This is a genomic window from Stutzerimonas sp. FeSN7, assembly GCF_030263795.1.
Classification (GTDB): Bacteria; Pseudomonadota; Gammaproteobacteria; order Pseudomonadales; family Pseudomonadaceae; genus Stutzerimonas; species Stutzerimonas stutzeri.
The window spans coordinates 221172-235045 of record NZ_JARPMN010000002.1; the positions used below are offsets into that span (position 1 = coordinate 221172).

At 62.6% G+C, this 13874-nt stretch carries 7 protein-coding genes and 4 pseudogenes; 8 read left to right on the top strand and 3 right to left on the bottom strand.

The window, feature by feature from the left end; translation table 11 throughout:
* Window positions 1-3: 3 nt before the first annotated feature.
* Together P5703_RS23865 and P5703_RS23870 are read right to left on the bottom strand one after the other, a co-directional pair.
* Window positions 4-708, bottom strand: a pseudogene (locus P5703_RS23865) (16S rRNA (uracil(1498)-N(3))-methyltransferase); the annotation flags it as partial.
* 86 nt (window positions 709-794) lie between these two features.
* On the bottom strand, window positions 795-2201 hold the full coding sequence (locus tag P5703_RS23870) for an adenosylmethionine--8-amino-7-oxononanoate transaminase (RefSeq protein ID WP_285585059.1): 1407 nt from the start codon (window positions 2199-2201) through the stop codon (window positions 795-797).
* A 162-nt stretch (window positions 2202-2363) separates the two neighbouring features.
* Between P5703_RS23870 and P5703_RS23875 the strand changes: the two genes are divergently transcribed.
* The 5 genes and pseudogenes from P5703_RS23875 to P5703_RS23895 all read left to right on the top strand — a co-directional run bounded on the left by P5703_RS23875 (window position 2364) and on the right by P5703_RS23895 (window position 9544).
* Entirely contained in the window at window positions 2364-2918 is a 555-nt protein-coding gene (locus tag P5703_RS23875) for a cytochrome b (protein WP_285585061.1), read from the top strand.
* Between the two features lie 24 nt (window positions 2919-2942).
* Window positions 2943-3518, top strand: coding sequence for a YceI family protein (locus P5703_RS23880; RefSeq protein WP_285585063.1), 576 nt, complete (start codon window positions 2943-2945; stop codon window positions 3516-3518).
* 265 nt (window positions 3519-3783) lie between these two features.
* Window positions 3784-4926, top strand: a complete 1143-nt coding sequence (locus P5703_RS23885) for an efflux RND transporter periplasmic adaptor subunit (protein WP_285585066.1) — start codon at window positions 3784-3786, stop codon at window positions 4924-4926.
* 13 nt (window positions 4927-4939) lie between these two features.
* Window positions 4940-8076 (top strand): annotated as a pseudogene (locus P5703_RS23890) (efflux RND transporter permease subunit).
* Window positions 8076-9544, top strand: a pseudogene (locus P5703_RS23895) (AdeC/AdeK/OprM family multidrug efflux complex outer membrane factor). Before P5703_RS23890 ends, P5703_RS23895 begins: the two co-directional pseudogenes overlap by 1 nt.
* Before the next feature lie 42 nt (window positions 9545-9586).
* On the opposite strand, the gene rhlE2 reads toward P5703_RS23895, so the two are convergent.
* Window positions 9587-11416: an RNA helicase RhlE2 gene (gene rhlE2, locus P5703_RS23900; RefSeq protein ID WP_285585072.1), complete on the bottom strand. Its 1830-nt coding sequence runs from the start codon at window positions 11414-11416 to the stop codon at window positions 9587-9589.
* A gap of 546 nt (window positions 11417-11962) precedes the next feature.
* Between rhlE2 and cdd the strand changes: the two genes are divergently transcribed.
* The 3 genes and pseudogenes from cdd to P5703_RS23915 all read left to right on the top strand — a co-directional run bounded on the left by cdd (window position 11963) and on the right by P5703_RS23915 (window position 13732).
* Window positions 11963-12382 (top strand): cytidine deaminase, encoded by a 420-nt coding sequence (gene cdd / locus P5703_RS23905; RefSeq protein ID WP_285590567.1) that lies wholly within the window; start codon window positions 11963-11965, stop codon window positions 12380-12382.
* A 73-nt stretch (window positions 12383-12455) separates the two neighbouring features.
* Window positions 12456-12713, top strand: coding sequence for a Na+ dependent nucleoside transporter N-terminal domain-containing protein (locus tag P5703_RS23910; protein ID WP_285585074.1), 258 nt, complete (start codon window positions 12456-12458; stop codon window positions 12711-12713).
* A gap of 39 nt (window positions 12714-12752) precedes the next feature.
* Window positions 12753-13732: pseudogene (locus P5703_RS23915) on the top strand (IS5-like element IS1384 family transposase).
* The last annotated feature ends 142 nt before the right edge of the window (window positions 13733-13874 follow it).

Here is a 13874-nt window from a genome sequence, read left to right on the forward strand (position 1 = left end):
CGCCCACAGCTGCTGCGCCACGCTCAATGCCACCACCGGTGCGGTCTCGGTGCGCAGTACTCGCGGGCCGAGCCGGGCCGGCAGAAACCCCTGGCCGCTGGCCAGCTCGACTTCGCTATCGCTCAGGCCGCCCTCCGGGCCGATCAGAAATGCCAGGCTCTGCGGCTTGGCATGGCTTGCCAGCGGCTCGGCCACCGGGTGCAGCACGAGCTTGAGGTCGGCCTCGACGTCCAGCCAGTCGCGCAGCGTGACCGGCGCATGGATGATCGGCAGTACCGAGCGGCCGCACTGCTCGCAGGCGCTGATGGCGATCTGTCGCCAATGGGCCAGGCGCTTGTCGGCGCGCTCATCGTTGAGGCGGACCTCGCATCGCTCGCTGATCAGCGGGGTGATTTCGCTGACGCCCAGCTCGGTGGCCTTCTGGATCGCCCAGTCCATGCGTTCGCCACGGGACAGGCCCTGACCGAGGTTGATTCGCAGCGGTGATTCCGGCATTCCCGTCAGGCGTTCGTGCAGTTCCACGCTGACGCTCTTCTTGCCCACCTCCAGCAGTTCGCCGCGGTACTCGGCACCGCTGCCGTCGAACAGTTGCACCGCGCTGCCGGCCGACAGGCGCAGGACCCGCCCGATGTAATGAGCCGATGCCTCGGGTAACGCATGCTGGCCGAGGGAAAGAGGGGCGTCGATGAAGAAGCGGGATAGGCGCATAGGGCAACGGCAGGGCGTGGTGGATGGAACGGCAAGTCTAAAGCATCGGCAGCCCGCTCAGCAGGCCGCCGCACGCTGCGTGGTGTTCAGCCCGGATCGCGGAAGCCCGGATAGAGGCCGCTCGGCATCCCCACCTGGACGGTGTCGCGGGTGGCGATATCGATCCCTTCGCTGGCAACCGCGGCGAGGAAGTCGATCTGCTCTTCGGTGATGCAGTACGGCGGCAGGAAGTACACCACGCTGCCCAGCGGGCGCAGCAGGGCGCCGCGCTCCAGCGCATGCTGGTAGACCTTCAGTCCGCGACGTTCCTGCCAGGGGTAGGCCGTACGGCTGGGTTTGTCCTGAACCATCTCGATGGCCAGCGCCATGCCGGTCTGGCGCACCTCGGCCACATGTGGATGCTCGGCCAGGTGCGCGGTGGCGCTGGCCATGCGTGCGGCCAGCGCCTTGTTCGCCTCGATGACGTTGTCCTCGGCGAAGATGTCCAGCGTCGCCAGTGCGGCGGCACAGGCCAGCGGATTGCCGGTGTAGGTGTGCGAATGAAGAAAGGCGCGCAGGGTCGAGTAGTCGTCGTAGAACGCCTGATACAGGCGGTCGGTGGTGAGCACCGCGGCCATCGGCAGATAGCCGCCGGTAAGGGCCTTGGACAGGCAGAGGAAGTCCGGCGTGATGCCGGCCTGCTCGCAGGCGAACATCGTGCCGGTGCGCCCGAAGCCGACGGCGATCTCGTCGTGGATGAGGTGCACCTCGTAGCGGTCGCAGGCTTCGCGCAGCAGCTTGAGGTAGATCGGATGATACATGCGCATGCCGCCGGCACCCTGGATCAAAGGCTCGACGATGACCGCGGCGATGTCCTGATGATGCTCGGCAAGCGTCTGCTCCATGTGCGCAAACATCTGCCGGGAGTGCTCCTCCCAGCTGACACCCTCAGGACGCAGATAGCAATCCGGACTCGGTACCTTGAAGGTATCCAGCAGCATGGGCTTGTAGGTATCGGTGAAGAGTGCGACATCGCCCACCGACATCGCAGCAACGGTTTCGCCGTGATAGCTGTTGGTCAGGGTGACGAATCGCTGCTTCTGCCCACGGCCGCTGTTACGCCAATAGTGGAAGCTCATCTTCAGCGCCACTTCGATACCGGTCGAACCGTTGTCGGTGTAGAACACCCGGTCCAGCCCGGCCGGCGTCAGCGCGACAAGCCGCTCGGACAGCTCGATCACTGGCTGGTGACTGAAGCCTGCGAGCATCACGTGCTCAAGCTGATCGACCTGATCCTTGATGCGTTGATTGATACGTGGATTGGCATGACCAAACACGTTGACCCACCAAGAGCTGACGGCGTCCAGGTAGCGCTTGCCGTCGAAATCCTCCAGCCACACGCCGTCGCCGCGGCGGATGGGAATCAGCGGTAACTGCTCGTGGTCCTTCATCTGGGTGCAGGGATGCCAGAGCACGGCGAGGTCGCGTTGCATCCAGCTGTCGTTCAGGCTCATGTTGGGTCCTCCGCAGTAAGTCGCGAAGCCTAGCAGAACTTGCAAGTGACACTCGATGCGATCAGTTATCGATTTGCTCGATGTTTCAAAGCGAAAAAATGCGCTCTATTCCGATAGGTAACCGGCTAGGCTTCTAACCCTCGAAATTAAAGGATGGATTCGATGCGCTGGCGCAACTCTTCCACGCACTACGGGCTGACCAGTATCGCGTTGCACTGGCTGGTGGCCGTCGCGGTCTTCGGATTATTCGCCCTGGGCCTCTGGATGGTCGGGCTGAACTACCACAGCAGCTGGTACCGCACCGCGCCGGATCTACACAAGAGCATTGGCATTGTGTTGTTTCTGGTCATGCTGCTGCGGGTGCTCTGGCGCTTCATCAGTCCGGCACCGGGGCCGTTGGCAAGCCAGGGCCGGCTAACCCAAAGGGCTGCCAAGCTCGGGCATGGGCTGCTCTACCTCGGCTTGTTCGTCGTCATGATCTCCGGCTACCTGATTTCCACTGCCGACGGCCGGCCGATCGGTGTGTTCGGCCTGTTCGACGTACCGGCGCTCATCACCTCCATTCCGGACCAGGCCGATCGTGCCGGGCTGGTTCACGAGTATGCCGCCTGGGCGCTGGTGATCTTTGCCGTCGTGCATGCCCTCGCCGCGCTCAAGCATCATTTCATCGATCGCGATGCGACGCTCAGGCGCATGCTTGGTTTCAATGCCGATTAATCATCAAAGACAGGAGAATCACTGATGCTCAAGAAAACCCTCGCGGCACTGTTCCTTGGGTCCGCACTGGTCGGCGGCCAGGCATTCGCGGCCGATTACGCCATTGACAAGCAAGGCCAGCACGCCTTCGTCAACTTCAAGATCAGCCACCTCGGCTATAGCTGGCTGTGGGGCACGTTCAGGGATTTCGATGGCAGCTTCAGCTTCGATGCGGACAGGCCGGAAGCGAGCAAGGTCAAGGTCACGCTGAAGACCGCCAGCGTCGATACCAATCATGCCGAGCGCGACAAGCATCTGCGCAGCGATGACTTCCTCAATGTCGCCAAGCACCCGACGGCCACCTTCGAATCGACATCGGTGAAGTCCACGGGTGAAGGCACCGCCGATATCACCGGCAATCTGACCCTTAACGGTGTGACCAAGCCGGTGGTGATCGCGGCCAAGTTCATCGGTGAGGGCGACGATCCCTGGGGCGGCTACCGCGCCGGTTTCGAGGGCAGCACAACCCTGACCCTGAAGGACTTCGACATCAAGATGGACCTCGGGCCGGCGTCGCAAACGGTCGATCTGATCATCTCGGTCGAAGGTGTGCGCAAGTAAACGCTCCCCGTGGAACCCGAACGCCGGCATCTTGCCGGCGTTCTGCGTTTGCCTGGATTATGTATCGGCGCGGATTGCGCAGCGGACAAAGCTGTGGCGAACGGGCCTATGAACACACCTTTTGCAATATTTGCAGCAGGTCCGACGAGTCTTTTCAGGTTTACAGACAGTCATGGATGTAAGTATATTTCGGCCCTTTCCGCTCTCCGCGTCTGCGGTGTGCTGTTGCCCACTCCCGCCTGCCAGGTTTTCAAGAGGTCTAACCATGCCAATCAAGTCAGCCAATGCTGCCCTGATGTCCATTCTCGCCATGGCTGTTTTCCTGGCCGGCTGTCAGGAAGAAGCAGCACCTCCGGCCCAGCAGAAGCCCCAGGTCGGTATCGTGACCCTGCAGGCGGAGCCGTTCGCGGTAACCACCGAGCTGCCCGGGCGTACCCGCGCCTACCGCATCGCCGAGGTGCGACCGCAGGTCAACGGCATCATCCAGAAGCGCCTGTTTACCGAAGGCAGTGACGTAAAGGCCGGGCAGCAGCTGTATCAGATTGATCCATCGGTATACGAAGCCACGTTGAAGAGCGCCCAGGCGAGCGTGGCGTCCAGCAAGTCGCTGGCCGACCGTTATGCCGAGCTGGTCAAGGACCAGGCCGTCAGCAAGCAGGCCTATGACGAGGCCCGCGCAGCCAGCCTGCAGGCCGAAGCAGAGCTGGAGCGCGCGCGCATCGACCTGCGCTACACCAAGGTGCTGGCGCCCATCTCCGGCCGCATCGGCCGTTCCGCCGTCACCGAAGGTGCGCTGGTCAGCAATGGCCAGGCGCAGGAGCTGGCGACCATTCAGCAGCTCGATCCGATCTATGTCGATGTCACCCAGCCTGCCCGTGATCTCTTGGCGCTGCGCCGCGATCTGGCCGAAGGCCGGCTGCAGAAGTCCGGCGAGAACGCCGCGCGGGTCAGCCTGAAACTGGAAGATGGCAGCGATTACGGCCATGAGGGCAAGCTCGAATTCAGCGAAGTGACGGTCGACCCTGGTACCGGTTCGGTGACCCTGCGCGCCGTCTTCCCCAATCCGGACAAGATTCTGTTGCCGGGCATGTTCGTCCATGCGCAGCTGGTCGCCGGTCTCAAGAGCGAGGCGATCCTGGTGCCGCAACAGGGCGTGACGCGCAATACCAAGGGCGAGCCGACCGCCATGGTGGTCAATGCAGAGAACAAGGTCGAGCTGCGCCCGATCAAGACCGAGCGCGCGGTGGGCAATCGCTGGCTGGTGGGCGAAGGGCTGCAACCGGGTGATCGGGTGATCACCGAAGGCCTGCAGTTCATCCAGCCGGGGGTCGAGGTCGAGGTGGCTCCGGCTACCAATGTCGATAATCGCGGTGGGGTGTCTGCACAACCCCAAGGCCAAGAAGGCTGAGGGGTTCCTAGTCATGTCCAACTTCTTTATCGACCGGCCGATCTTCGCCTGGGTGATTGCTCTGGTGATCATGCTCGCCGGCGGCCTGTCCATCCTCAACCTGCCGGTCAACCAGTATCCGAGCATCGCCCCACCCGCGGTCGGTATCTCGGCGAGCTACCCGGGCGCGTCTGCACAGACCGTGCAGGACACCGTGGTGCAGGTCATCGAACAACAGCTCAACGGTATCGACGGGCTGCGCTACATCAGTTCGTCGAGTAACTCCGACGGGAGCATGGAAATCACCGTGACCTTCGATCAGGGCACCAACCCCGATATCGCTCAGGTCCAGGTGCAGAACAAGCTGCAGCTGGCAACGCCGCTGCTGCCGCAAGAGGTTCAGCAACAGGGCATCCGCGTCACCAAGGCCGTGCGCAACTTCCTCATCATCATCGGTCTGGTATCGACTGACGGCAGTCTGGATCAACGCGACCTGGCCAACTACATCGTCGCCAACATGCAGGACCCGATTTCCCGCACCAAGGGCGTGGGCGATTTTCAGGTGTTCGGTGCCCAGTACGCGATGCGCATCTGGCTCGATCCAGCCAAGCTGAACAACTTCAGTCTGACGCCGGAGGATGTCAGCTCGGCGATCCAGGCGCAGAACGTCCAGGTGTCTTCCGGCCAGTTGGGTGGCTTGCCGGCGCTGCCCGGGCAGCAGCTCAACGCCACGGTGATCGGCAAGACCCGTCTGCAGACTCCGGAGCAGTTCCGCAACATCCTGCTCAAGGTCAACAGCGACGGCTCGCAGGTGCGCCTGGGTGATGTCGCCAAGGTCGAGCTGGGGGGGGAAAACTATTCCGTCAGTGCACACTTCAACGGCAAGCCAGCCGCCGGCCTCGCGCTGAAACTGGCCACTGGCGCCAACGCGCTGGATACTGTCGAAGGCGTGCGCAAGACCATCGAGGAGCTCAAGCCGTTCTTCCCGCCGGGCGTCGATGTGGTCTACCCGTACGACACTACGCCGGTCATCTCCGCCTCCATCACCGGTGTCATGCAAACGCTGCTCGAAGCGTTCGTGCTGGTGTTTCTGGTGATGTACCTGTTCCTGCAGAACTTCCGCGCGACGCTGGTTCCGACGCTCGCGGTACCGGTGGTGCTGCTGGGCACCTTCGGCGTACTGGCGGTGTTCGGCTTCAGCATCAACACGCTGACCATGTTTGCCATGATTCTGGCAATCGGTCTGCTGGTGGACGACGCCATCGTGGTGGTGGAGAACGTCGAGCGGGTGATGCGCGAGGAGGGTCTCTCGCCGCTGGAAGCCACGCGCAAGTCCATGGGCCAGATCCAGGGTGCGCTGATCGGCATTGGTGTGGTGCTGTCGGCGGTACTGTTGCCGATGGCCTTCTTCGGAGGCTCGACCGGGGTCATCTACCGGCAGTTCTCGATCACCATCGTATCGGCGATGGTGCTCTCGGTACTGATGGCGCTGATCTTCACGCCAGCGCTGTGTGCCACATTGCTGAAGCCGATCGACAAGGGCGACCATCACGAGAAACGCGGTTTCTTCGGCTGGTTCAATCGCTCCTTCGAGCGCAGCGTCAATGGCTATGAGCGCGGTGTGAAAGCCGTGCTCAAGCGCAAGGCGCCGTTCCTGCTGCTGTATGTGCTGATCGTCGGCGTCATGGTGGTGCTGTTCAACCGCATTCCCAGCGCCTTCCTGCCGGAAGAGGACCAGGGCGTCCTGTTCGCTCAGGTCATGACCCCGTCGGGCTCGACTGCCGAGCGCACCCAGCAGAGCATCGACGCCATGCGCAGCTATCTGCTGGAAGAGGAGGGCGACATCGTTCGTTCCGTCTTTACCGTGACCGGCTTCAGCTTCGCCGGCCGCGGTCAGAGCTCGGGTATCGCCTTCATCAGCCTGAAGCCTTGGAGCGAGCGGACCAACGAGGAGGACGGCGTATTCGCCCTGGCTCAGCGTGCGCAGCAACATTTCGCCAGTTTCCGTGACGCTCAGGTATTCGCCTTTGCGCCGCCGGCGGTGATGGAGCTGGGTAACGCCACCGGTTTCAACCTGTTCCTGCAGGACCGCGCCGGCGTTGGCCAGGAAGTGCTGCAGCAGGCCCGCGACAAGTTCATGCAGCTGGCCAGCCAGAGTCCGGTGCTGACCCGGGTGCGGCCCAATACCCTGCGCGACGAACCGCAGTATCAGGTGCTTATCGACGATGAAAAGGCGCGGGCACTGGGCATTTCGCTGGCGGAGATCAACAGCACCCTGTCGATCGCCTGGGGTGGGCGCTACGTCAATGACTTTATCGATCGAGGGCGGGTGAAGAAGGTGTATTTGCAGGGCGTTCCGGACGCGCGCATGAGCCCTGAGGATTTGCAGAAGTGGTATGTGCGTAACGATGCCGGCGAGATGGTGCCGTTCAGCGCCTTTGCCAGCGGCGAATGGACTTACGGTTCGCCGAAGCTGTCCCGCTACAACGGCGTCAGCGCGATCGAGATGCTCGGTGAGCCGGCGCCTGGTTACAGTTCCGGTGATGCCATGGCCGAGGTCGAACGCATCGCCGCCCAGCTGCCACCTGGAGTGGGCTATTCCTGGACAGGCCAGTCCTACGAGGAACGCCTGGCTGGCTCGCAGACGCTGGCGCTCTATGCCCTGTCGCTGCTGGTGGTGTTCCTCTGCCTGGCGGCGCTTTACGAGAGCTGGTCGATTCCGTTCTCGGTCATGCTGGTCGTGCCGCTGGGTATCGTCGGGGCGCTGGCCTTCACCTTGCTGCGCGGGCTGTCTAACGAGGTGTTCTTCCAGGTGGGCCTGGTCACTACCATTGGTCTGTCGGCCCGTAACGCGATCCTTATCGTGGAGTTCGCCAAGGCGCTGCACGAGCAGGGCATGAGCCATGTCGATGCGGCATTGCAGGCATGCCGCATGCGTCTGCGGCCGATCATCATGACGTCGCTGGCGTTCATTCTCGGGTGGTGCCGCTGGCGCTTGCTTCCGGGGCTGGCGCGGGCAGTAAGCACGCCATCGGTACTGGCGTGATCGGCGGGATGATCTCCGCTGCGGTGCTGGCGATTTTCTGGATTCCGTTGTTCTACGTGATGATCTGCACGTTCTTCGACCGCTCGAAGTCCGCCAACGAGGGTGTGAAGGAGGATTCGCAGTGATGTACAAGTTTCTGTTGAGCCTGGCGCTGATGGCGGCGCTGGGCGGTTGCTCGCTGATCCCTGACTACGAACGTCCGCACGCACCGGTCGCGGTCGCCTGGCCGCAAGGCGAGGCCTATCCGCAAGACACGACGCAGGCGTCCGAGCGCGCTCTTGGCTGGCGCGAGTTCTTCCGTGATCCGGCGCTGCAGCAGCTGATCGAGGTGGCGCTGGAGAACAACCGTGACCTGCGTGTGGCGGCGCTCAACGTCGATGCCTATCGCGCGCTGTATCGCGTGCAGCGCGCCGATGTGCTGCCGGCGGTGAGTGCCGACGGCGCGGGGACGCGCAGCCGCACGCCTGGCGATATGAACATGACGGGCGAGCCGGGCATCAGCAGTCAGTACAGCGCGACGTTTGGCGTGTCCTGGGAGCTTGATCTGTTCGGTCGCCTACGCAGCCTGCGCGACCAGGCGCTGGAGGAATTCTTCGCCAGCGAAGCCGCGCAGCGCAGTACCCAGATCAGCCTGATTGCCAGCGTCGCCAATGCCTGGCTGACACTGCAGGCGGATCAAGCGCTGCTGCAGGTTACCCGTGACACGCTCAAGACCTACGAAGAAAGCCTGGGCCTGACCCAGCGCAGCTTCGATGTCGGCGTCGCCTCGGCGCTGGAACTGCGCCAGGCACGCAGTGCGGTGGACAGTGCGCGGGTGAGCATCGAGCAGTACACCCGCCTGGTGGCGCAGGACCGCAATGCCCTGACCCTGCTACTGGGCCAGAGCCTGCCGGCCGGTCTGCCGAGCGGCGAAGGTCTCGAGCGCACCCAGCTGGCGACGTTGCCGGTCGGATTGCCCTCGGACCTGCTGCAGCAACGCCCGGATATTCTCCAGGCGGAGTTCCAGCTGCGTGCGGTCAATGCCAGCATCGGCGCCGCGCGTGCGGCGTTCTTCCGCGCATCAGCCTGACCGGCGCGGCAGGGACCGCCAGCAGCGAGCTGTCCGGTCTGTTCGACGGCGGTTCCGGCTACTGGGGCTTCTCACCGAGCATCAGCGTGCCGATCTTCAACGCCGGCCAGCTTCGGGCCAACCTGGACTACGCGCAGATCAGCAAGAACATCCAGGTGGCGCAATACGAGCAGGCCATCCAGACGGCGTTCCGCGAGGTCGCCGACGGGCTCGCCGCCCAGGCCACTTATGTGCGCCAGGTGCAGGCCCAGCGTGATCTGCTGCAGACCAGCGAGGATTATTACAACCTCGCCGAGCGTCGCTATCGCACCGGTGTCGACAGCTACCTGACCGTGCTCGACGCGCAGCGCCAGCTGTTCAGCGTGCAACAGCAGCTGATCAGCGACCGTCTGGCGCAGCTGACCAGCGAGGTGAACCTGTTCAAGGCGCTGGGTGGCGGCTGGCAGGAGACAGTGCAGGCCACCCCCAGGGCTGAGGATCATGGCGCCGCAGCCCTGAAGAGGTCGTCGCCGTGCTGCAGATGAGAAAACGCCGCCCAGTGGGCGGCGTTTTCGTTCCGGCGCGGGTCAGGCTTCGCGGTTGCGCGTCAGCAGGGCCGGTTTCTCGCCACGCGGGCGGGACGGCAACTGCTCGAGCTGCTCCAGGCTGGGCAGACGATCGATCTTCGATTCCTTGTGAATGATCACCGGCTGCTTCTCGCGCGGCTTGGCCATTTCCTGACGCGTCACGACCGGCTCATCGATGCGCCGACCCTCGTTCTTGCGCCGAGGCTGACCATTGCGTGGCTGGCCGCTGCGCGCCGCCTGGCCCTGGCCAGCGGCGGGACGCTTGCCCTTGCTTCCCGCTGCGCCGCCACCGCCGTTGCGGGCAGCTCCAGCTCCAGCTCCAGCTGCGCGCGGTGCGGAGCCCGGCTGGGCCTGACCGCCGGTACGGCGTCCGCGGTTCTGCTTGTTCTGATAGGGGCTGACGTAATCGACGCGATTGCCGAAGTTGTCCACTTCGTCATCGAGGAACTCGTCTGGCGCACGATCCGGCGGCAGTTGCGGTGGCCGGGCGACGCCCTGAGCTTCGCTGGCCACGCCATCGCGGGCCGGCTTGCGCGTCTTGCTCTTGCTGCGGCGATTGCGCTCCTTCTGCTCGGCACCCTTTTCCGCCGGCTTGTCGCGCTCGCCACGTGCCTTGCGCTCGCCACGCTGTGGGCGCGGTTGGCGGGGCTCACGGACTTCCGGCTTCTCCGCCTCGATGCTGCTGGCGTCGAAGCCCTGCAGATCGCCATCGGGAATGCGCTGCTTGGTCATGCGCTCGATGCCCTTGAGCAGCTTCTCCTCGTCCGGCGCTACCAGCGAAATGGCTTCACCACTGCGCCCGGCACGGCCGGTGCGGCCGATGCGGTGCACATAGTCTTCCTCGACGTTGGGCAGCTCGAAGTTGACCACATGCGGCAGCTGGTCGATGTCCAGGCCGCGGGCGGCGATATCGGTGGCCACCAGGATGCGCACCTGGTTGGCCTTGAAGTCGGCCAGGGCCTTGGTACGGGCATTCTGGCTCTTGTTGCCATGGATCGCGGCAGCCGGCAGACCGTGCTTCTCCAGGTACTCGGCCAGGCGGTTGGCGCCGTGCTTGGTACGGGTGAAGACCAGCACCTGCTCCCAGGCACCCTGGGTGATCAGGTGGGCGAGCAGGGCCCGCTTGTGGCTGGAGGCGACGCGGAACACGCGCTGCTCGATGCGCTCGACGGTGGTGTTCGGCGGGGTAACCTCGATGCGCTCCGGGTTTTGCAGCAGCTTGGCGGCGAGGTCGGTGATGTCCTTGGAGAAGGTGGCCGAGAACAGCAGGTTCTGGCGCTTGGCCGGCAGCTTGGCCAGGACCTTCTTGACGTCATGGATGAAGCCCATGTCGAGCATGCGGTCGGCTTCGTCGAGGACGAGAATTTCCACGTGCGACAGGTCGATGGCCTTCTGGTTGGCCAGATCGAGCAGGCGACCGGGGCAGGCGACCAGCACGTCGAGGCCCTTGGCCACGGCCTGGATCTGCGGGTTCATGCCGACGCCGCCGAAGATCACCGCGCTTTTCAGCGGCAGGTCGCGGGCGTAGACCTTGAAGCTGTCGTGAACCTGGGCGGCGAGTTCGCGGGTCGGTGTCAGCACCAGCACGCGCGGCTGTTTCGGGCCGTAGCGGTGTTCACGATCCGGGTGACCACCCGGAAACAGCAGTTCGAGTACCGGCAGGGCGAAGCCGCCTGTCTTGCCGGTTCCGGTCTGGGCGGCGACCATCAGGTCACGGCCTTGCAACACGGCGGGAATGGCCCGCTGTTGCACGGGAGTAGGCTGGGTGTAACCGGCGGCCTCGACGGCACCGGCCAAAGCCTCGGAGAGACCGAGGGAAGCAAAGGACATGAGTAATCCTGTCTTGTAAGGGGCGATGCCCTGGGATGATCATGCCTGGCCCGAATCGCGACTGGCGTGCGATCCCGTCCGGTCCTGCCGCGCATGGTGATGGCGGCATCCGGGCGTAAGCCTGGCGGAAGCGCGGAGTATAACAGAGCCTGTCAACGCCGCATTGCTCTGACAGTGTGGCACTTCCTTCGTTCAGGCGCCAGCACCTATTGCAAGGCAGCTGCAGCGATTTGCCCTGCCCGGCGTGAGCCTTCACTTGCGAGGCGGCGTCGCGAGGCCGGGCGTCCGAACCGGACCCGTAGTAAAAAAGCCCTGACGAACCTGATCGGCTCGTTGCACCAATAAAGCTGTCTTAAGTGACAGCTACGTCTATATTTTGGTGCGATTACATGACATTGATGCCATTTCGATGGGCTTTGTTTTCCCGAGTTAAACGTTAAGTGTCTGATAAAGAAGGATAATTATAAATATTGGTCAAATGGCCCAGGGTTTGCATGATTCCTGTCTGTAGTGGCAGTTTTCCTGATCATTGAGGATCGAGTAAAGATGAGCAGTAAAAAAGAGACGATTGATGCAGGCATTCTGCCGCTGTTGGACGCGGCAAAACGGGCCGCGGAAAACGCTTACTGCGTTTACTCGCAATTCCCGGTAGGCGCCGCGCTGTCGACTGCCGACGGCACGACCATTGTTGGCTGCAATGTGGAGAACGCGTCCTTCGGACTCACCAACTGCGCCGAACGCGCTGCGCTCTGCGCAGCGATCAGTCAGGGATACGCGCCGAGAAGCTTCAAGGCGCTGGTTGTATATGCGCCGAAAATGGAGCACATCAGCCCCTGCGGGGCGTGCCGTCAGGTCATTAGCGAATTGCTGGCGCCTGACTGCCCCGTCTGCTGCTGCGGCAGCGATACCGAGCAGTACCGGGTTTGGAGCAGCGAAGAGTTACTGCCGGGCGCGTTTTCATTTTGATGGGACAGGGCGGACAGGGTGTCTGTCGGGTTGCGTAATCGGCTTGTTCTTCTTCCTTATATCGGAGCTCCATATGAGTCTCGTTGGTATCTTCGTACTGCTATTGATTGCGTTGGCGTTTTCCAGCAACCGCAGCGCTATTCGCCTACGCACCGTGGTGGGGGCTTTTCTACTCCAGGCAGGCATTGGCGCCTTCGTGCTTTATGTCCCTTGGGGCATAGAGATGCTGACGAGTGTTTCAGGATCAGTGGTCTCGCTGCAGGGATACGCGAATGAGGGTATTTCATTTCTGTTCGGCGCACTTAGGGAAACTCTGAAAAAGACTTTCTGATTTGGCAAAATACCGCGACCCCACCCACCGAGTTTCCCGATGAAGCAGATGACCTTCGCCGACGCCGAGTACGCTGGCAAGCGCAAGCAAACCCGCAAGGAGTTGTTCCTGATCGAGATGGATCGGGTGGTGCCGTGGAAGGGCTTGATTGCTTTGATCGAGCCACATTATCCGAAGGGTGAAGGTGGCCGTCCGGCCTACCCGTTGATGGCGATGCTGCGTGTGCATCTGCTGCAGAACTGGTTCGGCTACAGCGATCCAGCGATGGAGGAAGCGCTGTACGAAACCACGATCCTGCGCCAGTTTGCCGGGCTGAACCTGGAGCGCATCCCCGACGAAACCACCATTCTCAACTTCCGCCGCTTGCTGGAGAAACACGAGCTGGCGGCCGGCATCCTCGCTGTCATCAATGGCTATCTGGGCGACCGCGGCCTGTCGCTGCGCCAGGGCACCATCGTCGATGCAACGCTGATCAATGCGCCCAGTTCGACCAAGAACAAGGACGGCAAGCGCGACCCGGAAATGCACCAGACCAAGAAGGGAAACCAGTATTATTTCGGCATGAAGGCCCACATCGGCGCCGATGACGAATCGGGTCTGGTGCACAGCGTAGTGGGCACGGCGGCCAATGTGGCGGATGTCACCCAGGTGGACAAATTGCTGCATGGCGACGAAAACGTGGTCTGCGCCGATGCAGGCTACACCGGTGTCGAAAAGCGGCCCGAGCATGAAGGACGTGAAGTTATCTGGCAGGTGGCGGCACGCCGCAGCACCTACAAAAAACTCGATAAGCGCAGCGTGCTGTACAAAGCCAAGCGCAAGATTGAAAAGGCCAAGGCTCAGGTGCGCGCCAAGGTCGAGCATCCGTTCCGGGTAATCAAGCGCCAGTTCGGTTACACCAAGGTGCGCTTTCGCGGCTTGGCCAAAACACGGCGCAACTGGTGACACTGTTCGCTCTGTCGAACCTGTGGATGGCGCGCCGACATTTACTGACGAATGCAGGAGAGGTGCGCCTGTAATGCGGGAAATGGCCACCGGAGTGGGGTCCGGGTGGCGAAAACGTAAGAAATACTCGTCGAATTGATTGTTTTTTGGTCATTTGGCGAGTTTAAAAGTTGCGCCAGGTGGTATGCCGGGAAATACATGGCTACTTCAGACCAT